21 protein-coding genes are annotated in these 26,438 nt (G+C 65.1%); 12 read left to right on the top strand and 9 right to left on the bottom strand.

The features are described 5' to 3' along the window. Positions 1-6: 6 nt before the first annotated feature. The 7 genes from dusB (at position 7) to hflX (ending at position 9,282) form a co-directional block, all read left to right on the top strand. The gene (gene dusB, locus AC1DDA_RS00105) at positions 7-1,035 is read left to right on the top strand and encodes a tRNA dihydrouridine synthase DusB (protein ID WP_476794139.1); all 1,029 of its coding nucleotides are present in this window, start codon (positions 7-9) and stop codon (positions 1,033-1,035) included. Between the two features lie 108 nt (positions 1,036-1,143). Next, on the top strand, positions 1,144-2,202 hold the full coding sequence (locus AC1DDA_RS00100; RefSeq protein ID WP_441513516.1) for a two-component system sensor histidine kinase NtrB: 1,059 nt from the start codon (positions 1,144-1,146) through the stop codon (positions 2,200-2,202). Positions 2,203-2,210: 8 nt separating this feature from the next. After that, entirely contained in the window at positions 2,211-3,662 is a 1,452-nt protein-coding gene (gene ntrC, locus AC1DDA_RS00095; RefSeq protein WP_476794138.1) for a nitrogen regulation protein NR(I), read from the top strand. Between the two features lie 119 nt (positions 3,663-3,781). After that, on the top strand, positions 3,782-6,064 hold the full coding sequence (locus tag AC1DDA_RS00090; protein WP_441513333.1) for a sensor histidine kinase NtrY-like: 2,283 nt from the start codon (positions 3,782-3,784) through the stop codon (positions 6,062-6,064). After that, complete coding sequence (gene ntrX / locus AC1DDA_RS00085) at positions 6,064-7,431, top strand: nitrogen assimilation response regulator NtrX (RefSeq protein WP_441513334.1); 1,368 nt, start codon at positions 6,064-6,066, stop codon at positions 7,429-7,431. Before AC1DDA_RS00090 ends, ntrX begins: the two co-directional genes overlap by 1 nt. A gap of 200 nt (positions 7,432-7,631) precedes the next feature. After that, positions 7,632-7,880, top strand: a complete 249-nt coding sequence (hfq, locus tag AC1DDA_RS00080; protein ID WP_038365847.1) for an RNA chaperone Hfq — start codon at positions 7,632-7,634, stop codon at positions 7,878-7,880. A 73-nt stretch (positions 7,881-7,953) separates the two neighbouring features. Then, positions 7,954-9,282, top strand: coding sequence for a GTPase HflX (hflX, locus tag AC1DDA_RS00075; RefSeq protein WP_476795104.1), 1,329 nt, complete (start codon positions 7,954-7,956; stop codon positions 9,280-9,282). A gap of 235 nt (positions 9,283-9,517) precedes the next feature. Here the strand turns inward: hflX and mazG are convergent, their stop codons facing one another. Next, positions 9,518-10,351 carry a nucleoside triphosphate pyrophosphohydrolase gene (gene mazG, locus AC1DDA_RS00070; RefSeq protein WP_476794137.1) on the bottom strand — a complete coding sequence of 278 codons (834 nt, stop codon included), beginning with the start codon at positions 10,349-10,351 and terminating at the stop codon, positions 9,518-9,520. Between the two features lie 154 nt (positions 10,352-10,505). Between mazG and arfB the strand changes: the two genes are divergently transcribed. Then, positions 10,506-10,925 (top strand): alternative ribosome rescue aminoacyl-tRNA hydrolase ArfB, encoded by a 420-nt coding sequence (gene arfB, locus AC1DDA_RS00065; RefSeq protein ID WP_476794136.1) that lies wholly within the window; start codon positions 10,506-10,508, stop codon positions 10,923-10,925. A gap of 1 nt (position 10,926) precedes the next feature. Next, on the top strand, positions 10,927-11,487 hold the full coding sequence (locus tag AC1DDA_RS00060; RefSeq protein ID WP_476794135.1) for a regulatory protein RecX: 561 nt from the start codon (positions 10,927-10,929) through the stop codon (positions 11,485-11,487). A 24-nt stretch (positions 11,488-11,511) separates the two neighbouring features. Here the strand turns inward: AC1DDA_RS00060 and AC1DDA_RS00055 are convergent, their stop codons facing one another. After that, positions 11,512-12,489 carry a Bug family tripartite tricarboxylate transporter substrate binding protein gene (locus AC1DDA_RS00055; RefSeq protein ID WP_476794134.1) on the bottom strand — a complete coding sequence of 326 codons (978 nt, stop codon included), beginning with the start codon at positions 12,487-12,489 and terminating at the stop codon, positions 11,512-11,514. A 173-nt stretch (positions 12,490-12,662) separates the two neighbouring features. Between AC1DDA_RS00055 and AC1DDA_RS00050 the strand changes: the two genes are divergently transcribed. After that, positions 12,663-13,160: a class I SAM-dependent methyltransferase gene (locus tag AC1DDA_RS00050; protein ID WP_476794133.1), complete on the top strand. Its 498-nt coding sequence runs from the start codon at positions 12,663-12,665 to the stop codon at positions 13,158-13,160. A 47-nt stretch (positions 13,161-13,207) separates the two neighbouring features. Here the strand turns inward: AC1DDA_RS00050 and AC1DDA_RS00045 are convergent, their stop codons facing one another. The 4 genes from AC1DDA_RS00045 to AC1DDA_RS00030 are packed head-to-tail and all read right to left on the bottom strand — an operon-like array spanning position 13,208 to position 18,517. Further along, complete coding sequence (locus tag AC1DDA_RS00045; RefSeq protein ID WP_476794132.1) at positions 13,208-14,227, bottom strand: M23 family metallopeptidase; 1,020 nt, start codon at positions 14,225-14,227, stop codon at positions 13,208-13,210. 1 nt (position 14,228) lies between these two features. Beyond that, on the bottom strand, positions 14,229-15,362 hold the full coding sequence (locus tag AC1DDA_RS00040; RefSeq protein WP_476794131.1) for a helix-turn-helix transcriptional regulator: 1,134 nt from the start codon (positions 15,360-15,362) through the stop codon (positions 14,229-14,231). Positions 15,363-15,401: 39 nt separating this feature from the next. Beyond that, complete coding sequence (locus AC1DDA_RS00035) at positions 15,402-16,802, bottom strand: HlyD family type I secretion periplasmic adaptor subunit (RefSeq protein WP_476794130.1); 1,401 nt, start codon at positions 16,800-16,802, stop codon at positions 15,402-15,404. Further along, positions 16,802-18,517 carry a type I secretion system permease/ATPase gene (locus AC1DDA_RS00030; protein ID WP_476794129.1) on the bottom strand — a complete coding sequence of 572 codons (1,716 nt, stop codon included), beginning with the start codon at positions 18,515-18,517 and terminating at the stop codon, positions 16,802-16,804. Before AC1DDA_RS00030 ends, AC1DDA_RS00035 begins: the two co-directional genes overlap by 1 nt. 860 nt (positions 18,518-19,377) lie before the next feature. On the opposite strand from AC1DDA_RS00030, the gene AC1DDA_RS00025 reads away from it, so the two are divergent. Next, a complete protein-coding gene (locus AC1DDA_RS00025) occupies positions 19,378-20,787 on the top strand; it encodes a calcium-binding protein (protein WP_476794128.1) in 1,410 nt (469 codons plus the stop codon). A gap of 369 nt (positions 20,788-21,156) precedes the next feature. Here AC1DDA_RS00025 and AC1DDA_RS00020 read toward each other — a convergent pair whose 3' ends face one another. The 3 genes from AC1DDA_RS00020 to AC1DDA_RS00010 all read right to left on the bottom strand — a co-directional run bounded on the left by AC1DDA_RS00020 (position 21,157) and on the right by AC1DDA_RS00010 (position 24,462). After that, positions 21,157-21,690 carry a cytochrome P460 family protein gene (locus tag AC1DDA_RS00020; RefSeq protein ID WP_476794127.1) on the bottom strand — a complete coding sequence of 178 codons (534 nt, stop codon included), beginning with the start codon at positions 21,688-21,690 and terminating at the stop codon, positions 21,157-21,159. A 119-nt stretch (positions 21,691-21,809) separates the two neighbouring features. After that, entirely contained in the window at positions 21,810-23,987 is a 2,178-nt protein-coding gene (locus tag AC1DDA_RS00015; protein ID WP_476795103.1) for a xanthine dehydrogenase family protein molybdopterin-binding subunit, read from the bottom strand. Between the two features lie 13 nt (positions 23,988-24,000). Then, positions 24,001-24,462 carry a (2Fe-2S)-binding protein gene (locus tag AC1DDA_RS00010; protein ID WP_476795102.1) on the bottom strand — a complete coding sequence of 154 codons (462 nt, stop codon included), beginning with the start codon at positions 24,460-24,462 and terminating at the stop codon, positions 24,001-24,003. 1,465 nt (positions 24,463-25,927) lie between these two features. Here AC1DDA_RS00010 and AC1DDA_RS00005 point away from each other — a divergent pair. After that, a partial coding sequence (locus AC1DDA_RS00005) for a helix-turn-helix domain-containing protein (RefSeq protein ID WP_476794126.1) occupies positions 25,928-26,438 on the top strand: 511 nt, incomplete at its 3' end.

Genomic DNA, 26,438 nt, shown 5'->3' with positions numbered 1-26,438 from the left:
ATAAATATGCATATCAAGAGTTGCCTTAAAAGCAGGCTGGGCCGTTTGAACATCGCAGGAATATCCATCGAAACCCGGGCCTTTCTTGCACCGATGTCCGGCGTGACCGATATCGTCATGCGTCGGCTCGCGGCGCGGCGCCATGCCGGGATCGTCGTTTCGGAAATGGTGGCCTCGGACGAATTTGTCCGCGGCAGCGAGGAAGCGCGCATCCGCGCGGAAGGCGAGGGCGTCTCGCCCCATGTCGTCCAGCTCGCCGGCTGCGATCCTTATTGGATGGGCGAGGCCGCGCGGCTGGCCGAGGCCAATGGCGCAGCCATCGTCGACATCAATATGGGCTGCCCCGCGAAGAAAGTGACCGGCGGCTGGGCCGGCTCCGCGCTGATGCGCGATCTCGATCACGCCGTGGCACTGGTCGAGGCGGCGGTCGCCGCCACCACCTTGCCGGTGACGGTCAAGATGCGGCTGGGCTGGGACGACGCCTCCCGCAATGCGCCGGAGCTCGCGCGCCGCGCTGTCGCCGCAGGAGCGCGGATGATCACCGTGCATGGCCGGACCCGCCAGCAATTCTACAAGGGCAAGGCAGACTGGCGCGCCATCGCCGCGGTGCGGGCGGCCGGAGATTTTCCGCTGGTGGCGAACGGCGACATTCACGATGTCGCCGATGCCGAAGCCTGTCTCGCCGAGTCGGGAGCCGACTTCGTCATGATTGGACGGGCGGCTCTCGGGCGGCCCTGGCTGGTCGGCGAGATCGGTGCCGCGCTCGACGGTCGCAAGCTGGCGCCCTTGACGCTGGCCGAAAAGCTCGGCGTCGCGCGGGAGCATTACGAAGGCCTGCTGACTTTGATGGGGGCAGCCCATGGCGTGCGCCACGCCCGCAAGCACCTCGCCGCCTATGCCGACGAGGCTGTGGCGGAGGGCTGCGAGCCGAATCCCGAACTGCGTCGGACACTGCTCACGTCGGAAGAGCCTCGCCAGGTGCTGACGGCGCTTGCGGGGCTGTTTTCGACCGAACGAAGCCGCGAAGCGGCCTGAGACGGAAAGGAAGGGCCGATGACGGCGCTATTTGCCGACAAGGGGCTCGCGAGCGAGCGTACCTATCTGCTCGACGCTATTGAAATACAGACGCTGAACGTCCTGCCGATGCCTGTCCTGGTCATCGGCGAAGGGCATGTGGTCATCTACGCGAATACGGCGGCGGAAGATTTCTTCCAGTCGAGCGCCTCCATGCTCAAGCGCCAGCGCATCGACGATCTCGTCGCCTTCGGCTCCCCGGTCCTGGGGCTGATCGAGGAGGTGCAGCGCCGCGGCGCGAGCGTCAGCGAATACCGCCTCGACTTCGGCTCGCCGCGCCTCGGCAGTGATCGCACCGTCGATGTTTTTGCCTCTCCCTTGCCCAGCCAGGGCGACGCGGTCGTCCTGATGCTGCAGGAACGGACAATTGCTGAAAAAATGGACAGACAATTGACGCATCGAGGGGCAGCTCGGTCGATCACCGCACTCGGTGCCATGCTCGCCCACGAGATCAAGAACCCGCTCTCCGGCATCCGCGGGGCGGCGCAATTGCTGGAAGGTTCGATCTCGGATGCGGATCGCATGCTGACCCAGCTCATCTGCGACGAGACGGACCGGATCGTGAAGCTGGTCGAGCGCGTCGAGCTGTTCGGTGACGAACGGCCGAGCGAGCGCGACGCCGTCAATGTCCATGACGTGCTCGACCATGTGAAACGGCTGGCGCAGTCGGGCTTCGCCCGCCACATCCGCTTCTCCGAAGTCTACGATCCCTCCCTGCCGCCCGTCGCGGGCAATCGCGACCAGCTCGTCCAGGTCCTGCTGAATCTAGTCAAGAACGCCGCAGAAGCCATTGGCGAACATGCGATAGATGGCGAGGTCACGCTGACGACGGCCTATCGCCCGGGCATCCGCATGCAGGTTCCCGGGTCGTCCGAGCGGATCGCCCTGCCGCTCGAAATCGTCATCCGCGACAACGGCCCGGGCGTGCCGCATGACCTCGTCCAGCACCTGTTCGATCCCTTCGTCACCACCAAGGCGCAGGGAAGTGGCCTTGGACTTGCACTTGTCGCCAAGGTGATCGGCGATCACGGCGGAATCGTCGAATGCGAGTCCGTTCCCCGCCGCACGCAATTCAGGATCCTTCTGCCGCTGCACCAGCTTGGTCAGGGCAGTCAACGCAAGGCCTAAGCGAACACATGCCGACCGGTCATATCCTCGTTGCCGACGACGACGCCGCGATCCGCACCGTCCTCAATCAGGCGCTCGCCCGGGCCGGTTACGAAGTCCGTACCACCGGCCAGGCCGCGACGTTGTGGACCTGGGCCGCCCAGGGCCTCGGCGACCTGATCATCACCGACGTCGTGATGCCGGACGGGAATGCCTTCGACCTGCTGCCGCGCATCAAGCGCGTGCGGCCCGAGCTGCCGATCATCGTGATGAGCGCGCAGAATACCTTCATGACGGCGATCAAGGCGTCCGAGCGGGGTGCCTACGAATATCTGCCCAAGCCCTTCGACCTGAAGGAGCTCGTCGCCATCGTCGGCCGCGCCATGTCGCGCCCCCGCGGCGAGGCCGCACGCAGCCACGCCGCCGAGCCGGAGGACATCCCGCTCATCGGCCGCTCTCCCGCGATGCAGGACGTCTACCGCGCGCTGGCCCGCCTGATGCCGATCGACCTGACCGTGATGATCAACGGCGAGTCGGGCACCGGCAAGGAGCTCGTGGCGCGCGCGCTGCACGACTACGGCAAGCGCAAGAACGGCCCCTTCGTCGCCATCAACATGGCGGCGATCCCGAAGGATCTGATCGAATCTGAATTGTTCGGTCATGAGAAGGGCGCCTTCACCGGGGCCCTGACCCGCTCCTCCGGCCGTTTCGAGCAGGCGGAAGGCGGCACGCTCTTCCTCGACGAGATCGGCGACATGCCGATGGAGGCGCAGACCCGCCTCCTGCGCGTGCTCCAGCAGGGCGAATATACGACCGTCGGCGGGCGCACCCCGATCAAGACCAATGTCCGGATCATCGCCGCGACCAACAAGGATCTGCGGATCTCGATCGCGCAGGGCCTCTTCCGCGAGGACCTGTTCTTCCGGCTGAACGTCGTGCCAATCCGGCTGCCGCCCCTGCGCGAGCGCGTCGAGGACATCCCGGATCTCGTGCGCCACTTCTTCTCGCTGGTCGAGAAGGAGGGGCTGCCGCGCAAGCAGGTCGATTCGGAAGCGATGGACGTGATGCGTCGCTACCGGTGGCCCGGCAATGTCCGCGAACTCGAGAATCTGGTGCGCCGGCTGGCGGCGCTTTATCCACAGGAGACGATCACCGCCCCGATCGTCGAGGCCGAATTGCAGCCTGCTGCGGCGGGGCCGGGCTATTCCGGCAGCTCGGCTGCCCCGGAACGCGCCGAGACCTTGTCCGGCTCGGTCGAGCGCCATCTCAACCAGTATTTTGGTGGTTTCGGCGACAACATTCCCCCGCCGGGCCTCTATCACCGCATTCTGCGCGAGATCGAGCCGCCGCTGATAGCTGCCGCGCTGGCGGCCACGCGCGGCAACCAGATCCGTGCCGCCGAGTTGCTCGGCCTCAATCGCAACACGCTGCGCAAGAAGATCCGCGAGCTCGACATGCAGGTTGTCCGCTCGCCGCGTTGAGGGCGCGCGAGCTCGCCTTGTCTATGTCATATTTTGACAACACCGTTGCGGCGGCGCATCAGTGGCGCCGTTAGGCGGCGCCATGCTTCGGCGGTGCCGCATCGGAGTTGTCAGCACACGTGTCCGCTTCCGCAACTGAAGCCAGAATGATGCCGCGCGGCGAGGAGAAATCCCGCCGCGTTTCCGGCTGGATCGGTGGGATCATCGTCTTTCTGGCGCTGGTCTCGGCGCTGCTCACCTTCCTCGTCCTGTCGGGCGCGACGCCGATCGCCCCGGTGCATGAGGTCGTGATTGGCGTCTTCGTTCTCAATGCACTTCTGATTCTGGCTCTGCTCGTCGTCGTCGCCATCGAGGCGGCCGTGCTGATCCGCGCCCGCAAGGCGGGAGCTGCAGCGGCCGGGCTGCATGTGCGGATCGTCGGCCTTTTCAGCATCGTGGCAGCGCTGCCGGCCGTTCTCGTCGCGGTGATCGCAACCGTCACCATCGAGCGGGGCCTGGAGCCCTGGTTCTCGGACCGGATGCGGGATGCGATCTTCAAATCGGTCGAGGTGGCGGATGCCTATGCGGCGAGCCAGTGCCGCTCGCTGGGCCGCGAAATCCGTGTGCTCGCAGACGATCTCACGCGCGCCAAACCTGCCTATGACGCCGACCGCAAATGGTTCGAAAACTTCCTGACCTCGCGCGCGACAGCGCTCGGCGTCCCCGTCGCCGCGATCATGCAACCGCCGGACAAGGTTCTGGTGCGCGCCAATATCGACGTGTTGAAGGACGCTCCCAAGCCTGATCAGGCCGCTTTCGACGACGCCCAGTCGGCACCGGAGCCGATCTGCGTCATCCCGCGCACCGGCCGGGTCTTCGGGGCGGTGGTGAAACTGCCCGCCTACGGCAACAGCTTCCTGCACATCGCGCGGGAGGTCGACCCGCTGGCGGTCGAGTTCCCGGCGGTCGCGCGTGGCGCGGCTGTCGAATACCTGTCGATCGACGCCCGCCGCAAAGGCGTCCAGGTCGCCTTCGCTTCGATGTACGGTCTGATCGCGCTGATCCTGCTGCTCTCGGCGATCTGGCTTGGCCTCAGCTTCGCCAACGGCCTGGTCGCTCCGATCCGGCGGATGATTCATGCGACCGATCAGGTCTCCAGCGGCAATTTCTACGTCCAGGTGCCGATCCGAAGATCGGAAGGCGACCTGGCCCATCTCGGAGAGACCTTCAACAAGATGACGGCGGAGCTGCGCCGCCAGCGCGACAGCCTGGTAACGGCGAGCGAGGTCATCGACAGGCGACGGCGCTTCACCGAGACCGTGCTCTCGGGCGTCTCTTCGGGCGTGCTGAGCCTCGATGGCGATGGCCACATCACGACGATCAATCGCTCGGCCGAGGCGCTCCTGGGTACTGGCGGCCGCCTGCTGGGCAGGCCGATCGCTGAGATCGCCCCCGAGGTCGCGGGCCTGGTCGCCGACGCGCTGCAGGGCCGGCAGCGGCAGATCTCGGGGCAGGCGACGCTGACGCGGGCCGGGCAGGACCGCATGGTCAATATTCGCGCAGTGCGCGAAGGCGAGGGGCTCAGCGCCGGTCTCGTGGTGACGCTGGACGACATCACCGATCTCGTCTCCGCCCAACGCACCGCCGCCTGGGCCGATGTCGCCCGGCGCATCGCTCACGAGATCAAGAATCCGCTGACGCCGATCCAGCTTTCGGCCGAGCGGATCAAGCGCCGTTTCGGCCGCGTCATCATCGAAGGCAAGGATGTCTTCGACCAATGCACCGACACGATCGTGCGGCAGGTCGAGGATATCCGGCGCATGGTCGACGAGTTCTCCTCCTTCGCTCGCATGCCGAAGCCGTCGCTGGCGCGCGAGGATATCGTCGAAACGGTTCGTCAGACTGTCTTCCTCTGGCGGGTCGGCAACCCGGAGACGACGATCGAGGAAAGCCTGCCGGCGGAAGCCGTCTTTGCCCGCTTCGACCGCCGCCTGATTTCCCAGGCTCTGACCAATGTCATCAAGAACGCGACGGAAGCGGTCGAGGCGGTTCCGGCCGACGAGCGCGGCCAGGGTCGCATCGACGTCCGCCTGGAGCGGCGCGACGACGGGCGCGTCGTCATCGAGATCATCGACAACGGCAAGGGGCTGCCGGCCGACCAGCGCCAAAAGCTGCTGGAGCCCTATATGACGACGCGCGAAGGGGGCACCGGTCTCGGCCTCGCCATCGTCGGCAAGATCCTGGAGGATCATGGCGGCGGCATCGAGCTGCTCGACCGCCCGGACGCCTCCAGCGGTGCCAGAGGCGCCCGCATCCGCCTCTGGTTCCCTGAAACCGGCCCTTCCGAGGCCAATGGCGGCGATGATGCCGCCCGGCCGGGTTCCGGCCCGGTCACTCACGATTCGCAGAATGGGATAGGTTGATGAGCGCTGACATCCTGGTGGTGGACGACGAAGTCGATATCCGCGATCTGGTCGCCGGCCTTCTCGAGGACGAAGGCTACCGGACCCGCAAGGCGGGCTCCGCCGACGAGGCGCTGGCCGCGATCGCGGCGCGGCGGCCGAACCTCGTCTTCCTCGACATCTGGCTGCAGGGCAGCCGCCTCGACGGCCTGCAGGTCCTCGAGCTGATCAAGGAGAGTCACCCGGATCTCGCCGTGGTGATGATCTCCGGCCACGGCAACATCGAGACGGCGGTGTCCGCGATCAAGAGCGGTGCCTACGACTTCATCGAGAAGCCGTTCAAGGCGGACAGGCTCGTCCTCGTCGCCGAGCGTGCGCTGGAAGCGTCGCGGCTGCGCCGCGAGGTGCGGGAGCTCAAGACCCGTTCGGTCCAGGCCAACCGCATCGTCGGCCGCACGACCGTCGTCAACCAGCTCCGCCAGACGATCGAGCGGGTCGCGCCGACCAATGCGCGCGTCCTGATCACGGGCGAGCCGGGCTGCGGCAAGGAGCTCGCGGCGCGGACGCTGCACGAGGCATCCACCCGCTCGCACAGCCCCTTCGTCGTCATCAATGCGGCGACGATCACGCCCGAGACGATGGAAGAGGAGCTCTTCGGCGTCGAGGGCGGGGACGGGCGCTCGCGTCGCGTCGGCGCGCTTGAGGAGGCGCATGGCGGCTCGCTCTATATCGACGAGATCGGCGACATGCCGCGCGAGACGCAGAACCGCATCCTGCGCGTGCTGGTCGACCAGAACTTCCAGCGCGTCGGCGGCGCGACGCGGGTCCATGTCGACGTCCGCATCATCTCCTCCTCGAGCCGCGATCTCGCGCAACTGATCGCCGAGGGGCATTTCCGCGAGGACCTCTATCACCGCCTCAGCGTCGTGCCGATCCGCGTGCCCGCGCTCTCCGAACGGCGCGAGGACGTGCCGGAGCTGATCGAGTTCTTCATGGACCAGATCTCGGTGGCGAGCGGTCTGCCCAAGCGGCGGATCGGCTCCGATGCGATGGCCGTTCTGCAGTCGCATGAGTGGCCGGGCAATGTCCGCGAGCTGCGCAACAATGTCGAGCGGCTGATGATCCTGACCAAGGGCGATCCGACCGCGGAGGTCACGATCGAGATGCTGCCGGCCGAGGTCGGCGCGATGGTGCCGACAACGCCATCGGGCTCGGGCGGCGAGCGGCTGATGAGCCTGGCGCTGCGCGATGCGCGCGAAATCTTCGAGCGCGAGTATCTGATCGCACAAATAGCGCGCTTCTCGGGCAACATCTCGCGTACCGCCGAATTCATCGGCATGGAGCGCTCCGCCCTGCACCGGAAGCTCAAGTCACTCGGTGTCGGCTAGCCTTTCGTAGGGTGCATCTGCACGCCACGCAGATGCACCTGCGAAAAAACGCGGCATTGCTGCACTTGCGTTGAAGACGAACTCGACGATCTAATGGAGCGTCGGTGTTCCGAGGCTGGCGGAATGCGCCGCCGACCCGAACGGAACGAACTGGATCGCGGGCGTAAACCGATCGCCGATCCCAACAACAGGGACTACCCATGGCCGCAGAGCGGGCTCAGAACCTCCAGGACACTTTCCTCAATCACGTTCGCAAGCAGAAGATTCCGCTGACGATTTTCCTTGTCAACGGCGTGAAGCTGCAGGGCGTCGTCACCTGGTTCGACAATTTCTGCGTGCTGCTGCGCCGCGACGGCCATTCGCAGCTCGTCTACAAGCATGCGATCTCGACCATCATGCCCGGCCACCCGGTGCAGCTGTTCGAGCCCGAGGAAACGGACAAGAACTGAGTTGGCGACAAGCCACAAGGACGACAAGGATCGGGCGGCCACGCGTGTCACAGGCGCGAAGCCGCTCGACGAGATCGAACGCGACATCGCGGCGAATACGCGCGCCTTCGTCGTGGGACCCTATCTGCAGAAGCGCGGCGTTTCCGTCGACGCCAACCAGCGTTCCTTCGCGGCGCGGCTGGACGAGGCCGTCGGCCTCGCGGCTGCGATCGACCTGACCGTCGTCGAGCCGGTACAGGTGCTGCTGACCGCATTGCGGCCCGCGACCTATCTCGGCAAAGGCAAGGTCGAGGAGCTGGCGGAGCGCATCAAGATCGAGGAAATCGGCCTCGTCGTGATGGACTGCGCGCTGTCGCCGGTTCAGCAACGCAACCTCGAAAAGGCCTTCGGCTGCAAGGTCATCGATCGCACGGGCCTGATCCTCGAGATCTTCGGCCGGCGGGCGCGCACCAAAGAGGGCGCGCTCCAGGTCGAGCTTGCGCATCTCAACTACCAGAAGAGCCGGCTGGTGCGGTCCTGGACCCACCTTGAACGCCAGCGCGGCGGCTTCGGCTTCCTCGGCGGCCCCGGCGAGACGCAGATCGAGGCCGACCGGCGCATCATCCAGGAGCGCATGACCAAGATCGAGCGCGATCTGGAGAGCGTGAAGCGAACCCGTTCTTTGCACCGCGCGAGCCGGAAACGCGTGCCTTATCCGATCGTTGCGCTGGTTGGTTACACCAACGCCGGCAAGTCCACGCTGTTCAACCGGCTGACTTCGGCTGAGGTGCTGGCGCAGGACATGCTCTTCGCTACGCTCGATCCGACCGCCCGGGCGATCAAGCTGCCGCATGGCGCCCGGATCATGCTCTCCGACACAGTCGGCTTCATCTCCGACCTGCCGACGCAGCTCATTGCCGCGTTCCGTGCCACGCTGGAGGATGCGATCGAGGCCGATGTCCTGCTGCATGTCCGCGACGTCTCGCATGAGGACACGCAGGCGCAGGCCGCGGATGTCCAGGCGATCCTGCGCGATCTCGGCATCAACCCGGATGATGGCCAGCGCGTCGTCGAAGTCTGGAACAAGGCGGATCTGCTCGATGCGGCCGAGCGCGAACGCCAGCTCGGCGTCGCGTCGCTGCGTCCCGCCGAAACGCGGCCGGTTCTCGTCTCGGCGCTGACCGGCGAGGGCATCGATCGCCTGACCCGCGCCATCGAGACCCGGATCGCCTTGAGCCGCCCAGTCTACGCGCTCGAACTCGCGCCCGGCGATGGCAAGTCGCTGGCCTGGCTCCACGCCAACGGCGAAATCCTGGAGCGCGCGGACGCCGAGGACGGCCGGCTCAAGCTCGTCGTTCGCCTGCCGCCGGAGCGGGAAGGGGCCTTCACGGCCCGATTCCCGCAGGCTGAACGCCACGGGTGAAGGCCGGCGACGTCAGGTGCCGTTTTGGGTCGGATATGATCGAATTCTGCCGGTTTTTCATGGAGCTGCGGTCATCCCGGGCTTGACCCGGGATCTATGCTAGAACGTTTCCGAGCACGATTCAGCCATGGATACCGGCTCGGTGCTTCGCTCCGGCCGGGATGACCTGCACTTGCACGAAAGCCCGCGTGATCCGGCCCCGGAGGTCGTCTGCTCCTGACGGCGACTATCGTGATCAGATCGCCTTCTCGGCCTTCTTCACCGCCTGCCAGAGCGCTTCCATCTCGTCGAGGCTCGCCTCCTTTGCGGTTCGCCCCTCCGCTTCAAGCGCTGTCTCGATACCCTTGAAACGTCGCTCGAATTTCGCATTCGCGGCGTTGAGGCAGGCCTCCGGATCGGCATCGACATGGCGGGCGAGATTGGCGATCACGAAGAGCAGATCGCCGATCTCCTCCTGGATGGCGGCCTTGTCGCCGCCAGCGAGCGCCTCGTCGATCTCTTCAGTCTCCTCGCGGATCTTGTCGAGCACGAGCCGGGCGTTGTTCCAGTCGAAGCCGACGGTCGAGGCTCGGGCCTGCAGCTTCCAGGCGCGGGTGAGGGCGGGCAGGTTGTGCGGCACGCCGGCGAGGACGCTCCTGTCCTCCTGCAGCGGCGGCAGGCCAGCTGCTTCGCGCGCCGCGGCCTTGGCCGCCTTCTCCTCGGCCTTGATCCGGTGCCACAGCACTTTCACTTCGGCCGGCGAGAGATCCCGCGCGTCGCCGAAAACATGCGGATGCCGGCGGATCAGCTTGCTGGTGATCGCTTCCACCACATCCGGGAAGGCGAAGGACCCTTCCTCCTCGGCCATACGGGCATGAAAAACCACCTGCAACAGGAGGTCGCCCAGCTCGTCCTTCAGGTCGAGCTTGTCGCCGCGCGCGATCGCATCGGCAACCTCATAGGCCTCTTCGACGGTGTAGGGAGCGATCGACGCGAAATCCTGCTCCAGATCCCAGGGACATCCGGTTCCGGGCGCACGCAGCGCCGCCATGATCTCGATCAGCCGTTCGATGTCGCGAGAGGGCTTCAACGCTGCCTGTCCCCATGATCTGCGGTCAAGCATTGCTGCGCGAAAAAGTGGGAACCGGTTTTTCGCTGAAGCAATGCTCTAAACTTTCAGAATCGATCACGTTTTTCGCATTCGGATGTTTCAATCCGAATGCGACGTGATCTAGCTTCCTCCCATGATTCAAGTCACCCCGTCCATCGCCATCGACGAGAGCGAGATCGAGGAGAGCTTCGTGCGCGCCTCGGGTCCCGGCGGCCAGCACGTCAACAAGGTCTCGAGCGCCGTGCAGATCCGCTTCGACGTGCGCCGTTCGCCGTCGCTGCCGAACGAGGTCGCCATCCGCCTGATGAAGCTCGCCGGCAGCAAGCTGACGCAGGATGGCGTCATCGTCATCGTCGCCCAGACGCATCGCAGCCAGAAGCGCAATCGCGAAGAGGCCGTCGAGCGGCTGGTGGAGATGATCCGCGCCGCCGCGGTCCGCCCGACCGTTCGACGCGCGACGAAGCCGACCAAGGCGTCGAAGGAGCGCCGGCTCGCCTCGAAGGATCGCCGCTCCGGCGTCAAGGCGGGCCGATCGAAGCCTGCGGCCGACTAGCATGTCCGACAGCAAACGCCAGCCGGGGCAGGGGGCTCGCCCTGCCCGCGCCCCGCGGCGCATCACCGCCGACTATCTCCAGCGTGCGGCGATGCACTATCTCGAACGCTATTCGGCCCCCGCCGCGCAGCTGCGCCGCGTGCTGGCGCGCAAGATCGCCGTGAGCTGTCGGCATCACGGCGACGATCCCGCGCATCACGCCGCCGCACTGGACGATGTGATCGCCCGCTGCCTGTCCAGCGGATTGATCGACGATCGCCGCTTCGCCGAGGCGCGGGCGGCGACGCTGCGGCGCAAGGGGCAGTCTAGCCGCAGCGTTATGGTCAAGCTGGCCGCCAAGGGGATAGCGCGCGATCTTGCGGGCGAATTCGCGAACACCGATGCGGGCGACGAGATCGCCGCCGCCCGCATTGCCGCGAAGCGCCGCCGGCTTGGCCCCTGGCGCAGGCCGGACGAGCGGGCCGCCTGCCGTCAGAAGGATCTCGCCGCCCTGGCGCGGCTCGGCTTCGGCTACGCGACGGCCCACAGCGTCATCGATGGCGATGCCGATAGCGCGTCCTGAACGTCAGGCTTCACTGAGTCGGCCTCACTCCAGCTTGACCTGAGCGTCCTTGACCACCTTGCCCCAGCGCTCGACCTCCGCCGTAACGAAGCGCCCGAAGGCGTCGCCGCTCAGGCTCGGGATCGGGGAGCCGTTCTTCTTCCAGGCCGCATCGATGGCCGGGGACTTCAGCGCTTTCTCGACCTCCGTCCGCATTCGTGCGACGATCTCGGGCGGCGTTCCTTTGGGAGCCCAGAGCGCATACCAGGTCGAGACCTCGTAGCCGTCGAGGCCCGCCTCCTTGGCCGTCGGAACATCGGGCACAGCCTCCGAGCGCGTCGGCGAGGCAACGGCCAGAGCCCGCAAGGCGCCGCTCTGGATCTGGGCTGCCGAGGAACCGAGCCCGTCGAACAGGATATCGACCTGCCCGGCGACAGTATCCTGCAAAGCTGGGCCGGCGCCGCGATAGGGCACATGGGTCAGCTTTGTCCCTGTCGAGAGCTGGAACAGTTCGCCGGCGAGATGATGCGTCGTGCCGTTTCCGGCCGAGGCGTAATTGAGCTTTTCCGGGTTCTTCTTGGCGAAATCGACCAGCTCGGCCACGGTCTTCGCCTGGACCTTGCCGGGATGGACGACGATGACCTGCGGCGGCTGGGCAACGACGGCGATCGGGATGAAATCGGTCTCGATGCTGTAGTCGAGCTTTGGATATAGCGCGGGCGCGATGGCGTGGTGGGCGGCTCCGACGAAGAAGCTATACCCGTCCGGCTTTGCCTTTGATGCTGCGGAGGCCCCGACTGTCCCGCCGGCACCGCCGCGGTTTTCGATGATGATGCGCTGGCCCAATTGCTGATCGAGCTGCGCGGCGAGCGGCCGCGCAAACGCGTCCGTACCGCCGCCGGCAGGGAAGGGCACGATGAAGGTGATCGGCCGCGCCGGCCAGGCTTCCGCCCACGCCGGAGCATGCAAGGCCAGAACGGATGCGGCGGCGGTCGCCGCGATGAAGTATCGCTTCGTGATCATCGGCTCTCTCCCAGGGCGAGGCTCTTGCCGGCCTTCGCTGCGTGTCCGACAATGCGGACCGTCTTGGGGATTAGGCCATCGGGCCCATCCGTTTGGCAAGCGCGTGGCCGAGATGCGTACCGGTTCCGCAATCTCGATTTGCGGCATCAAGCAGAGATTGGCAGGCGAAGATCATGAGCCGGCTCGACAGTTTCATCCGCCGTCTGAAGGCCCAGCGCAGCGTGCTGAACTGGGCAGCCGATTTCGCCGCGGACAAGGACGGCCTGATCCTTGAGCTCGGCCTCGGCAATGGCCGGACATACGACCATCTGCGCGAGAGATTGCCCGGCCGCGACATCCATGTCTTCGAGCGCTCGCCCAGCCCGAATCCCCGATCGATGCCCCCGCAGCACCTCCTCATCATCGGGGAGATGGAGCAGACATTGCCGGCCTTCGCGGCCCGGCATGGCGCCGCGGCGATTCTGATCCATGTCGATGTCACGACGGGCGTGCCCATGCGCGACCGGGTGGCCTTCGCATGGCTGCCAGGACAAGTGGCGGCATTGGTGCAGCCCGGCGGGCTGATCGTCAGCGGCTGGCCGCTCGACGATCCCGCCTTCGAGGCCGTGCCGCTTCCGGCCGAGATACCCGAGGAGCGCTATTTCGCCTATCGGCGCCGCGACGCCGGCTGAACCCATCGTGGAGGGACGCGGCAAATCCGAAAGCCGACAAGGTCGGCTTAGGGGTGCGGCCGGCTCTGTTGAAGCTCGATATCGAAGCTTCGTTCGAGAACCTCGTTCTTGTCGTTGAGCACCGTGTATCTCGCGCGATAGGTGCCGCTTGCCCACCCGGCCGGTGGTTTCCTCAGCCCCGTGAAGATCAGCGTCTGCGCCTGATTTCGCTCGAGCGGCGAGGCTTCATGCCTGGCGATCACTTGGCCGGACGGATTGCTCACGACGATCGATTGCACGTCGCCGATCTTGAGGCCGATGCCGCGGACATAGGCGACGAGCGCGGGGGCTTCGATGCCCGGGGGCGGTTCGGCGTCACCCGCCTCCAGTGTCGCCATCGTCAACGAGGCGGCGGCAAAGCCTACATTCAAGACCCAGCGCGGCCTGTAGGCGAGCAGGGGCGCCGATGCGGGCTCCCAAAGCATGCGACCGCCGCCACATGAATGAGGCGGCGCCTCGTAGGCGAAGGGGTCAGCGATCTTGCCGCGATAACGGACGATGAAATGAAGATGCGGATATTCGGTCAGGCCGGACAGGCCGATCTGCCCGATCGCCTGACGCGCTTCGACCCGGTCGCCGACCTCGACGCGCAGGCTGCCGTGAGCCATGTGGCAGTATTGGGTCTGCCAGCCGGCCGAATGCTCGATCACGACGGCATTGCCGCATTCGGTGCCCTTCACGGCCGCCGCGCCGCTGTCGCGAACGGACATATCGGCCATGCCGTCGCGTCGCCGGACGACGCGGCCGGCGGCGGCAGCCAGGACCTCGACCCCTGCTCGCTGGGCAGCCTTGGTCGGCAGGCGGAAATCCGTCCCGTTATGGCCGTCATAGGAGAGGGTGCCGCACTGAAAATCCCGCGCCGAGGATGTGGGGTCGGCGTCGACATAGTTTTGGATGAAGCAGTTGCGGCCGGGCTCGCAGGCGACCGGCAGGGCAAAGATCGGCGCCTCCCCGGCAAGGGCCACCGGGACAACGAGGACGGCGACGGCCCCGGCGGCCACGCGAAGACAAGGGCCGCCGCCCGTCACATCAAGCCTCCTCATGCCGAAACAGGTGCGGCCCGCTGCATGAATTGGGAGGATGTATCTCGTCGGGAAAGAGCTGATCGCGACATCCCTCGACGAAGGGTGACAACGTCAAAATATAGAGCAGGAAAAACTCGATCTGCCGATTGATGCCGAGCTTGAGCATGATGCGTTTGATATAGGTCCTGACCGTCGCTTCCGTGAGATCGAGCGTCTGGCCGATCTTGCATGGCGGCTCCCCACCCAGGATGCGCATCACGATTCTTTCCTCGGCCCAGGGCAGGCCGAAGGCCGTCGCAATCCGCTTGGCCCCCGCCGCCGGATCGATCTGCGGGATGACGACGAGCAGCCGGTCCATGTGCCGCTCGGTCGGCGCCGCGCCGATCCATGCGAAGGCAAAGGCGCGATGGTCTGTCGACAGGGGAATGATCGTGTTCGTCCAGCCTCGCCCTGAGCGGGATGCCATCGTGTCGCGCAGCGCGTGGCGCAGGAGATTGTTGACGAGGGAGTTGGGGCCGGCGAGGGCGCCATGGTCGAGGCGAACCGGGTTCTTCGCCTGAAGCATCTGCCGGCCGGCATCGTTGGTTTCGAGGAGGCGTAGCTGGTGGTCGACGGCGAAGGCCGGAAAGGCCAGCTCCTGCAGCAGGGTGTCCAGACTCAGGTTTTCGTGTCGACGTTGCGTGAAGCCCTGGGTCGTCGCCCAGATCACGCTCGCGGCGCGCGAGATGCAGACCATCTCCGCGGCCGAGAGGGAATGCGGCCGCCAGCCTGCCAGGAAAACCAGATCATTTCCATCGCTCGCAGGCAGGCGCCCTGCAAGCGCGTATCCGGCCTCGCCCGCCTCCCGCCCGAGCAATTCCGCTATGAGCGTATCGGTCGCTTCGACCGCGAACAGCCCGGCGCTCTGCCAGTCCGGCCGATGCACCAGATGCGTGATCGCATCCGCCGAGGGCTGCACGTCACTGTCAAAGCCGACACGAACGGCGGCTGCCGCGAAGCCGTTCGGCGGGGCTAGTGTCAGGACAAAGCATCGCTTGCATTCGAGCAGCCCGAGCATCGCCCGTCCGAAAGCTTCCAGGGCGAGAAGCGTCGCGGCTCTGCCAGGCGGCGTCGGCATGATGGAATCGTCCCGCAACATCGAGGCCTCCTCCGTCGCATTGATCCCCCGCCGTGTTGTTCAACTCTCCTTGAAGGCGCGCTGCACGCGTAGCATCAACGGCTGCAGCAGGTATTCCGCGAAAGTCCTGCGCCCGGTCTCAATGAAGATCTCGACGGGCATGCCCGGCTGAAGCGAGGCGAAATAGGGAGTGAGCTCCGGCGCTTGCTGTAGGTCAACCTCGGCCTTGTAGAACGACCTGCCAGATCTCGGGTCGATGAGTGCATCGGCCGTGACCATCGTGACGGCCCCGGCGAACAGGGGCGTGCGTCTCGAGTTGAGCGCGAGAACCCGCACGCGCGCGGGCTGCCCGACCCTTACCTCGTTGCGATCGCTCGGCTTTACCTCGCCCTCGACGATCAAGCGATCCTGCATCGGAACGATGTCGAGCAGGGTTTCACGCGGATTGAGGACCGCGTTCAGGCTCCGCGTGTTGAGGCCGACGACGAGACCTGCTTCCGGTGCGCGGATCTCGCTCCGAACCAGCATGTCGCGTGCCGCCGCTATCCGGTGCCGCGCATCGGCGATCCGTTCGCGCGCGGCGTGGCTCTGCTTGGCGATGTCCTCGAGCCAGGCGTAGACGGTTTGTCGACGCCTGTCCTCCAGCTCGGCGATCTTGCCTCTCGATTGGGCTACCGACGATGCATTTGTCGCAATCTGGGCTTCGACATCGGCTTCGGCTCGTTTGAGCGCAAGAACCTTCGGTCGCCGGGCCAGTCCCTTAGCCAGCAGAAAGTCTGTATCCTTGATTTCCTCCTGGAGGTAGGCGAGCTGCCGCACGAGGCCGCCAGAGCCGCTTTGAAGCCCTCGGATCGCTTCCTCGAGCTGCAATATCTGCTGATCGATGAGCTTGCGCTCCCCTTGGAGCGAGGTGGCCCTTGCCGCGAATTCGGAAAGCTGCGTCGCCATTGCCGACCGCGCCTCCCTGTTCGTCGTATTGGTTTGCAGTTCGTCGGGGAACGAAACCTCGGCTGCGCCTGCCTGTTCCGCCTCAAGACGCGCCTCCATCGCAAGATCGGCGAATAGCTTGGTTTCGAGAACCCCGATATTGGCCTCGATCTGCGTCGTGTCGAGCCGAGCGAGGAGCTGGCCGCGTTCGGCCTGCTCGCCTTCGCGGACGAGAATGGCTTTGACGATCCCGCCTTCGAGATGCTGCACCGCGCGGTGCTGCGACAAAACCTTCACTACGCCAGGTGCGATGACCGCGCTCGCGAGCGGCACGGCTGCAGCCCAGGTGCCGAAGATGCCGAAGAGAAGGATCAGGAGCAGGGCGCCCCAGCGCACGAGGGAGGTGGTCTCCGACCGTGGAAGATCCGCTAGCTGGGCCAGGTCGGGGCCGACGGCGCGGATGAGTGTGGCGGCCCGGCCGTCCTGCACGACGCTGAGCCCGCGCGACGGGGAGGGGGTGGCGACGGCAGGCATCAGCGCCTCCTGTCGATGATGTCGGACCTGGCCTTCTCATTCGGGGCAGGGCGTGAATGACGCATCGGCGTCGCGCCTGCCATGGTCTGCGGGAGCACTTCGCAGGGAGGACCAAACGCCACCTGGACGCCGTCCCGCAGGAAGAGAATGAGGTCCGCCACAGTGAAGAGGCGCGGGCGATGCGTGACGATGACCAGCGTGGTTCCCCGCGCCTTCGCCTCCCGGATCGCTGCGCACAGCGCCTCCTCGCCCTCCGGGTCGAGATTGGAGTTGGGCTCATCGAGCAGGATCAGCCTGCGCTTGCCGAAGAGCGCGCGGGCAAGCCCGATGCGCTGGCGCTGCCCGCCGGAGAGCTTGCTGCCATCCCGGCCGATATCGGTCTCGTAGCCGTTCGGTAGCGCCAGGATCATCTGATGCGCGTTGGCTTGCCTGGCGGCCCCGATCACGTCGGCATCGGTCGCCGTTTCATCGAAGCCGGCGATCGCCTCGGCGACGGTGCCACCCAATAATTCGACATCCTGGGGCAGGTAGCCGACATAGCGGCCGAGTTGATCCGGGTCCCAGTGCTCGAGCGAGGCGCCGTCCAGCCGAATCGTGCCCGTCGTCGGCTTTTCGAGCGCCGCGATCATCCGCAGCAGTGTCGATTTGCCCGCACCTGTCGGGCCGATGACGACGATGACGCTGGCCGGTGGACAACGGAAGCTGATGCCCGCCAGGGCCGACCGCCTCGCATTCGGATTGCGAAACGCGACAGCGTTGATGTCGAGCGCGCCGAGGGGAGGCGGGAGGAGGGTCCGGCCCTGGCAGATCAGGGCGGAGGCGGCGGCGCCGCGCACGTGAACCCAGGCATCGCGCGCCGAGGTCAGCGTGCGCAGCCCGGCGACGAGCTGCTCCATCGGCGCCAAAGTGCGGCTGATGAGGATCGAGCTGGCCATCATGCTGCCGCTGAGCACTTCGTTCTGCAGCACCAGCCAGGCGCCGGTCCCGATCGCCGCGACCTGGAGCATGATCCGGACCGCGCGCGCGAGCGAGGCGATCAGGGCCACCCGCTCATTCGCCTTGACCACGGGCGCCAGCGCCGCGTCGTTGAGCCGGAGGAATTCGCGGATCGCTCCATGCGTCCACCCCATCGCCCGGACGAGGCTGGCATGGCCGACGATGCCGTCCAGGGCGCGTTGCGCGCGCAGGGCCGTCCCGGACGCCTCCGCCAGCTCGGCACGCGCCACGCGCCCGCTCACGAACGCCAGCAGGAGCAGGAGCAGGGAGCCCATCAACGCAATCGTGCCGTACCACGGGTGAATCAGGTAAAGCACGACTACGAAGGCCGGCAGGAAAGGCGCGTCGATCAAGGTCGAGGCGGTCCCGCTCGACAGGATGTTCCGGAGTTCGCGCACCCGGACCATGTCGTGAGTGCCGGCCTCGTTCCGCTTCGTCGAGTCCGTGATCGCCGCCTTGAGCACGAGCGGCGCGAGCAATCGCTCGAAGCTGACGGCGAAGCGCCCGAGCAGGCGATTGCGCAGGATGTCGAAGCAGGCGCTGAAGCCGAGCGCCACCACGGCGAGGCCAGTCAGCCCGACGAGCGTGTCGATATTGCCGCTCGTGATCACTCGGTCGAAGACCTGGATCGAATAGAAGGGCAGGATCAGCAGGAGCAGATTGATCGCGACGCTGAAGACGACGACCCAGAGCAACGCCCGCCATCCCGGGATCGCCATGAGAAGCCTGCTGCCCCTCAATAGGGCGGCGTCGGCGGTGACCCTGGTGCGGAACCCAGGGTTCCTGCGGCTTGCAGACGCGTCGGACATGTGTCCTCGGACTGAAAGAAGCGCTTGCGCGATGTTGCGGGAGGATGAAGCCGCCCCGAAAAGCCGATCGGACGAGATCATGCTCCGGCGCATTGGAGCGTGATGGGAGGCTGGCTTCAGATCGCGCCGTATGGCGGACGCGTCCGAAGCTGCGAAGTTCCGATCCGGGGAGGGGAGCCCCTGTTGCCCAGCCATGTTGCTATCGGGAAATTCTCTAGCGCCCACGCCACCGCAGCCATGATCTCGCCTCCCTTGATCCAGCACGCCCCTTCGTGGATTTGCGCAACCACCGGACTTGGCCGGTGCCGCTTTGCAGCCATGGAAGGGCGGCCCGAAAGCGGAGAGGCGACGCTAGGGAAGCTTATCCTCCGGCATAATCCCCATTTGGTGACAGAAACGGTTTGAGGCGATGACCACCTGCAAGTGTCAGCGATCCGGCGATGCCGGACTTACCGGCGGCGTCGGTGCGCTTGCCTCGATAGCTAGGCGGAATCCATTCGTCGAATATTTCAATTGATTGCCGTATAAATCGCAGCGTTGAGCGCTCGAATTCCCATAGATTAAGCCAGTTAGACTTGGGAAGTGAGATAGGAATAGCGTCGGCCTCGACGGATTTTGTCTCCAAATGGGGATTGCGCCGCCCCCCTGCATCTTCCTAGCTTTCGCCACCTTCGCAAATTTCTCGATCCGTGACGATCGATACCCTGCGCAAGACCGCGCATGGGCGGGCGCATGCCTATGCGAGGGGCTCTGCAGCAGGGAGAACTGCCATGGCGATTATCAATGGTACACCCGGCGACGACATCATCCCCCCTCCGGATACGAGCGGTGACGACATTATCCACGGCTTCGCCGGCAATGACTCGATCGACGCGGACGGCGGCAACGATTTCGTCAGCGGCGGAGCTGGCGACGACGATATTCTCGGCGGCGTCGGCACCGATACGCTCGATGGCGATGCCGGCAACGACACGATCAGCGGTGGGGACGGTGACGACGTCGTCAACGGCAATGCCGGCAACGACATCCTGGCCGGCGATGCCGGGGACGACACCGTCAGCGGCGGCGCCGGCGACGACAATATTCTCGGCGGCGAGGGCAACGACACCCTGTCCGGCGATGCCGGAAACGACACGATCGGCGGCGGCGATGGCGACGACGTCATCAACGGCAACGCCGGGGACGATACCCTGTCCGGGGATGCCGGGAACGATACCCTCAATGGCGGCGCCGGCAACGATACCGTCGATGGCGGCGATGGCGACGATATCCTCAACGGGGCGGCAGGTGCCGACACGCTGAACGGCGGGGCCGGCGTCGACACGATGGACGGCGGCGCCGGCAACGACACCTTGAACGGCGATGCCGGTGACGACGTCATGAACGGCGGTATCGGGAACGATACGCTGAATGGCGGCGACGGCAACGACACCATGAATGGCAATGCCGGCAACGATACGATGAGCGGCGATGCGGGCAACGATATCATGGAGGGCAACGCCGGCGACGACGTCATGGACGGCGGTGACGGCGACGACACCATGGGCGGTGGCGCCGGTGACGACACCCTGGAGGGTGGAGCCGGTCTGGATACGCTCAATGGAGGCGACGGTGATGACACGCTGAGCGGCGGAGCGGATGCGGATACGTTGAATGGCGACGCCGGCGACGATGAGTTGAGTGGCGGGGACGGCAACGACACGGGCCATGGCGGTGACGGCAACGACGCCCTGACTGGCGGGGCCGGAAACGACACCCTCTGGGGCGACGCCGGAGACGACGAGATCAAAGGTGACGCCGGCAGCGACGAACTCCATGGCGGCGAGGGCAACGACGAGCTCGACGGCGGAAACGGCGCCGATAACCTATACGGCGACGCTGGCGATGATCTGCTGACGGGCGGCGCAGGCACCGACACCTTCCATTTCGGTGACGGTGCCGACACTCCGTTTGGCGATGACGAAGTCACCGACCTCAATGCGGGGGACGAGGACGTCATCGAGGTCGATGTTGCCGATCCGACGACTGTCGAGGTGACGGTGGACGATTCCGGCCCCAGCGTCGTTCTCGATTTCGGCTTCGGCACCATCCAGATCGACGGTGTTTCGGGCGGCGGCACGTTCACGTCGATCGACGACATCAACAACGCGCTGGGATACGATGCCATCACGCTCGTGTGACATCGCCTTGTCGAGGGCGGCGCCATTTTGAGCACGCGAGCCGCCAAGCCGTACAGCCACACCGAATGCACGTCGTCGGCGTCGAGGACGCCAATGCGTCGCCGGCGACAACGTCGTTGGGAGCCCGGTTCGCCCCTTTTAGATGCTCAACGATCGGCGTGAATGCCCCCTCTGATCATTTGGCGACGCTCGGCACATGTGCCAGCCTCGTTTTGAATGAAGAGCCGGAAAAGCGCTCAGGTTGAGGCAGGTGCGAACAAATGACGGAAGCAAGGGCCTCCCGACTGACAGAGCGCATCCGTCAACTGTCCAAGCTCTGACCGGCACGAGCATCGCCTGTTGCGCTGCCGATCGCTCCAGGACCTAACGTCATCTCTTCTGGTAAGGATGGAAGATGTAGTCCTTGGCCTTCACCTTCACATGACAAACGTGGCCGCAGTCTGAGGGACTGGAATCGGCTGTGAAAGTGTCCGATGCGGCCTCGTAGTTGAACAAGGCGTACCCCCAGCCGCCGCTGTCCGGAAAGCGCTTGCTGTCCTTCTCGATGACGAAAGCCTGAGAAAAGGTATCGGGCACATCGACGATGAACGGCGCCTCTGTGCTCCTCTTCGGCTTCCATTGGAGTTTCACGATCTTGGAGCCATCAGGGAACGGCTGTCCATTGCCTGGAATCCCTGCCTTGTAGGCGTCGATCATGATCGGGTTGGCGACGATGACCTTCAGCACCTCGTCGGTGCGAGCCGAGGAAACGACCGACCAATCCTCGTAACCCCTGAAGTCGGAGAAGGCGATTCCGCTCGGCGACTGCAAAGAATACTTATCCTGTGCGGATAGGGCGACGCCTCCGAGAATGATCATCGCGGCCGAGCCCGCAGCAAGCGTCAGCTGACTCTGGAGCTTCATGATTGATCCTCCCTGATGTCGATGACCTGCGTGAGGATTTAGGGTGCGCGCGGCAGCCCTGCCTGTCGGCAGCGCGGCGGACCAAGGAACAGTCTCCGCCGGCCTTCTTGTTCGGTCGCCTAGCCCGCCTCCTTCAGCAAGTTGCTATCTGCCGGCATCTTGCGGAGCCGCTTGCCCGTGGCGGCAAATATAGCGTTGGCGATGGCGGGAACGATTGCGGACGTGCCATTTTCGCCGATGCCACCCGGCAGTTCGGCGTTCTTGACGATATGGACTTCGACGACCGGCGCTTCGTTGATCCGCATGATCTGATAGGTGTCGAAGTTGGCTTGTTCGACGCGGCCCTGCTTCAGTGTGATTTCTCCGTAGAGCGCCGCCGTCGCGCCGAAAATCGCTCCGCCCTGGAGCTGTGCCTCGACCGTGTCCGGGTTGACGACGATTCCGCAGTCGATCGCGCAGACGACCCGGCGAACGCGCACGGCGCCATCCGAAGCGACCTGAACCTCAGCTACGGTCGCCAGGTAGCTGCCGAAGGCGTGCTGCAACGCGATGCCTCGACCAGTGCGCTGGGGCAGGGCTTGGCCCCAGCCCGCCTTCTCTGCGGCTAGGTCAAGGACAGCCATTGCCCGCGGCGACTTGCCGAGGAGCGAGCGACGGAACGCGACTGCGTCCTGTTTGGCTGCCACGGCCATCTCGTCAACAAAGCTCTCGGTGACGAAGACATTGTGCGAGGGGCCGACGCTGCGCCAGAAGGCCGTTGGAATGCCCGGCGGTTCCCGCCGGACGAACTCGACATGGAAATTCGGCAGGTCGTAAGGCAGGTCGATTGCGGCCTCCGTCGAATCGGGATCGAGCCCGTTCTGGAAAGCCGGCGGCAGCCAGCGGGCGATGACGGAGGGGCCCGCGAACCGGTTGATCCAGGCGACCGGCCGACCTTTGTCATCAAGGCCAGCGGAAATCCTGTCGAGCCAGTACGGTCGATACATGTCGTGCTGGATGTCTTCCTCGCGCGTCCACACGACCTTGACCGGGCCGTTGACCTGTTTGGCGATCTCGACGGCGCGAACCGCTCCATCGGCCTCCAGCCGTCGTCCGAAGCCACCGCCGATCAGGTGATTATGGACAATCACCCGATCCAAAGGCAGACCCGCAGCCTTCGCAGCCATCGCCTGAACCCGCGCCACTGCCTGGGTGCCGAGCCAGATCTCGCATGTATCCTTGCGCAGATAGACCGTGCAGTTCATCGGCTCCATCGTGGCGTGAGCCAGGAACGGAAGTTGATAGATCGCGTCGATCCTCGTGGCGGCCTGCGCCATGGCGCTATCGGCATCACCGATGTTTTGCGCCACCGTGCCGGGGGCGCGGACCGCCTCTTCGAGGTCCTTCGCGATCGCTTCCGTGGTGAGCGACGCGTTCGGACCGTCGTCCCATTCGATCTTGAGGGCGGCCAAGCCCTTTTTCGCGGCGCCCATATGGTCTGCGACAACCGCCACCGCGTCGTCGAGCCGGACGATCTGACGGACGCCCTTGACGGCCTTGGCTGCGGTATCATCGACGCGCTTCAGGCGACCTCCGAACACCGGCGATTGTGCGAGGGTCGCGAACTTGACCCCCGACGGGCGCGCATCGATGCCGTAGAGGGCCGTGCCATTGACCTTCGCCGGCGTATCAAGCCGATTGGCGCGCGTGCCGATCAGCTTGAACGCATCCGGTGATTTGAGAGCGACGCTGGTGGGAATTGGGAGTTTCGCGGCTTCCGCAGCCAATTCGCCGTATTTGAGGCGGCGCTGGCTGGGCTGATGGATCACTTCGCTATTCTCGGCTCGGCATGACGTCGCCTCGACGCCCCAACGCTTCGCCGCCGCTGCAACCAGCATCAGCCGGGCTGCAGCTCCTGCCTCGCGTAACGGCTTCCATGCGCCTCGCACAGCGTTGGAATTACCGGTCGCCTGCACGCCGAGCAGAGGGTTGGCGTAGAGCTTTTCATTCGGGGGCGCGTGCTCGAGGCTGACGTCCTTGAGGCTCACCTCAAGTTCTTCGGCAATCAGCATCGGGATCGCGGTGTAGGTACCCTGGCCCATCTCGACATAGGGCATGGTCAGGACAACGCGCCCGTCATTGCCGATCCGCACGAAGGCGTTGGGTGTGAACGAAGTAGGGCTGGCGGCCTCGCTGCGGCCAGTTGGGAGGTTGAGACCCAAGATCAAGCCGCCTCCAACCGCGGCACTTGCCGCGAGGAAGCCTCGCCGCGACGGGGCGCGGTCGCATGTGGTGGTTGGGTTGCGATCGCGGATCATCATCATCGCCCCCCTAGCCGCCAATGCCGGCTGCGAGCTTGATCGCCTCGCGGATGCGCGGATATGTGCCGCAACGGCAGATATTGCCGCTCATGGCGTCATCGATGTCGGCATCGCTCGGGTGAGGGTTCTGCGTCAGCAGCGCTGTGGCCGACATGATCTGTCCGGATTGGCAGTAGCCACATTGCACAACTTCTCGGTCGAGCCAGGCCTTCTGGATCTTCGCGCCGACCGGTGTCATGCCGATGGCCTCGATCGTCGTCACCTGCGACTGACCGATGCTGTCGATCGGGGTGATGCAGGAGCGCGTGGCGACGCCGTCAATATGAACGGTGCAGGCGCCGCATAATGCGGCTCCGCAACCGAACTTCGTTCCAGTCATGCCGAGAACGTCCCGCAAGACCCATAGAAGCGGCGTGTCGTCATCAACATCGACGCGATGAGTCTTGCCGTTGATCTTGAGCGTGAAGGGCATGGATTTCTCCCTGTCAATCGGCTCGTCCTGGAACAGTGAACCGGAGAGCGCGCCGCATCGAACGCAGTTGTCGGCTTCGACGGACGGCGTCCGCGAAGGCCTGTGGCGCCGCTTGAGGGAAGTTGTGACCGATACCGCCAGGGATGTCCCGATGCGAATACTTACCCGGGAACATCTCGGCGCAGGCGCAAAGATCCGGGTGGAGAGCGCCGTTGGCATCGTCTTCAGGCGAAATTGGCACGACAGATTGCAGTGCCGATCTTGGAGAGACTGGCTGCGGCTCCTCTATCGGCTAGGGCCGGTGTGGGCGAAGAGCTCTCTTCTCAAGCTGCGAGGCCGCCGCACCGGTAAGCACGGGGAATTGAGGATACGTCGATGCCTACGCCTGCACTGCATTTTTGCCTGACTGGCAAGAGGAATGAAATTGTCGTTCGAACTGGCCGATGCGGCCACAGCCCTTCTCTCCGGAGTTGCACTGCTAACCTCGCTCGCCGCCAGTCCGACTTTGGCAGGCGGCGGCGCCGGCGGCACAGGAGCTGCCGGAACAGGTGGCACTGGTGGCGTCGACAGTGCGACCGGAAACGGAACCGCGGGCCGTGGCAACGGTCAGTGGTGCGTCAGGATGGTGCCCGTTTCCGAGTCGACATCATCTTTCATCGAATTGGCAAGGAGGAGGGCGGTGTCACCACGCCGAAGGCCTAAGCGGAGCATCTGCAAGATACGAGCAGATTGCGACAGCGAAGCCGCTCGGTCTCAAAGGGATTGCGCGTCGAGACAGGGTCGAAGATGGCATAGAGGCCTTCGATTATGGCTGGTGGCAAAGCGCGAACGGGCGGGGAGGCCGAACCAGTTCGGCGCCAGTTGGCCGTACAGCCGATCCAGCCTGAACAGTCTGTTCTCGACATCCGTTGTTCGAGCCCCAGCGGAGCCGCTATTAAATCGCTGGATGTCTCGAACGAAGGTTGGCACAGAAACCCAAGCTGCTGATCGATCTTCCGCCGCAAGCGCTGCTTCATTTCTGAGACGGACCAAAAGGCCTGCCAAGACGTCCTCGATCGCGTCTCAATCGGCGTCGGCAAGGAACCGGTCGAGGCAATCCGTTCCATGGCGACGATGCGCAGCTTCGTACAGTCGGTCGATTGCTGACAAATGGGAGCATGGAGCCAAATCAACGCCCGGAATCTCGGGGCACCGCAGTGTCGCACGCCGACGGCGCCTCTAAGGCTTGGTGGAATGATCGCCGATCTCAGGGTCGCAGCCGGCATATCGGCAATCCCGATGCCTTCGCCATTTCTGCTGAGACTGTCAGGCCGATTGGCCCCGGAATGCAACACAGTCCAAACCGCTTGTTAGTTCCATAATATGTCTTATGCGAATCACTCTTGTAGGCGCAAAGTTAGAATGTCTCACCGTGGCAAACTAGGAATGTCACACTCCTCCGCCGTGACGTGCGTTGGAGTCTGGCATGGGCTGGGTGGAGATGAGCGAACGGGAGCTTCGCCGCGCTGAGGTGCTGGCATCGGTCTTTGCGGGCCGATTGACGATGACCGCGGCAGCCGACCTCATGGACGTGACGCGGCGCCAGGCGCATCGTCTGGCGCGACAGTTTGCGGATCACGGTGCGGCGGGCCTGCGCCATCGCGCTCGCGGGCGACCCTCCAACCGTTTGCTGGGACCGCATGTTCGCCAGATGGCCATGGCCTATGTCACCGAGAGCTATCGGGATTTTGGGCCGACCTTTGCCAGCCAGATGCTTCTTGAACGCCACGGCTTGAGCGTTTCCCGGGAGACGCTGCGCAAGTGGATGAGCGAGGAAGGTCTCTGGCTTTCGCGCAAGCAGCGGCGTCAGTTTCATCAGCCACGGCTTCGTCGCGACCATTTTGGCGAGCTGGTTCAGATCGACGGCAGCGAGCATCGCTGGTTCGAGGATCGTGGCCCGCGCTGCACGCTGATCGTATTCATCGACGATGCGACGG

Source organism: Allobosea sp. 10N428, from assembly GCF_056394545.1.
This window is presented reverse-complemented; position numbering and strand designations above follow the sequence as displayed.

What these genes read in the sequence shown, in the direction of transcription:
- dusB (WP_476794139.1), top strand. Translation starts at nt 7, where the DNA reads ATGCATATCAAGAGTTGCCTTAAAAGCAGGCTGGGCCGTTTGAACATC.
- AC1DDA_RS00100 (WP_441513516.1), top strand. Translation starts at nt 1,144, where the DNA reads ATGCCTGTCCTGGTCATCGGCGAAGGGCATGTGGTCATCTACGCGAAT.
- ntrC (WP_476794138.1), top strand. Translation starts at nt 2,211, where the DNA reads ATGCCGACCGGTCATATCCTCGTTGCCGACGACGACGCCGCGATCCGC.
- ntrX (WP_441513334.1), top strand. Translation starts at nt 6,064, where the DNA reads ATGAGCGCTGACATCCTGGTGGTGGACGACGAAGTCGATATCCGCGAT.
- hfq (WP_038365847.1), top strand. Translation starts at nt 7,632, where the DNA reads ATGGCCGCAGAGCGGGCTCAGAACCTCCAGGACACTTTCCTCAATCAC.
- arfB (WP_476794136.1), top strand. Translation starts at nt 10,506, where the DNA reads ATGATTCAAGTCACCCCGTCCATCGCCATCGACGAGAGCGAGATCGAG.
- AC1DDA_RS00060 (WP_476794135.1), top strand. Translation starts at nt 10,927, where the DNA reads ATGTCCGACAGCAAACGCCAGCCGGGGCAGGGGGCTCGCCCTGCCCGC.
- AC1DDA_RS00055 (WP_476794134.1), bottom strand. Translation starts at nt 12,489, where the DNA reads ATGATCACGAAGCGATACTTCATCGCGGCGACCGCCGCCGCATCCGTT.
- AC1DDA_RS00050 (WP_476794133.1), top strand. Translation starts at nt 12,663, where the DNA reads ATGAGCCGGCTCGACAGTTTCATCCGCCGTCTGAAGGCCCAGCGCAGC.
- AC1DDA_RS00040 (WP_476794131.1), bottom strand. Translation starts at nt 15,362, where the DNA reads ATGTTGCGGGACGATTCCATCATGCCGACGCCGCCTGGCAGAGCCGCG.
- AC1DDA_RS00035 (WP_476794130.1), bottom strand. Translation starts at nt 16,802, where the DNA reads ATGCCTGCCGTCGCCACCCCCTCCCCGTCGCGCGGGCTCAGCGTCGTG.
- AC1DDA_RS00030 (WP_476794129.1), bottom strand. Translation starts at nt 18,517, where the DNA reads ATGGCGATCCCGGGATGGCGGGCGTTGCTCTGGGTCGTCGTCTTCAGC.
- AC1DDA_RS00025 (WP_476794128.1), top strand. Translation starts at nt 19,378, where the DNA reads ATGGCGATTATCAATGGTACACCCGGCGACGACATCATCCCCCCTCCG.
- AC1DDA_RS00020 (WP_476794127.1), bottom strand. Translation starts at nt 21,690, where the DNA reads ATGAAGCTCCAGAGTCAGCTGACGCTTGCTGCGGGCTCGGCCGCGATG.
- AC1DDA_RS00015 (WP_476795103.1), bottom strand. Translation starts at nt 23,987, where the DNA reads ATGATCCGCGATCGCAACCCAACCACCACATGCGACCGCGCCCCGTCG.
- AC1DDA_RS00010 (WP_476795102.1), bottom strand. Translation starts at nt 24,462, where the DNA reads ATGCCCTTCACGCTCAAGATCAACGGCAAGACTCATCGCGTCGATGTT.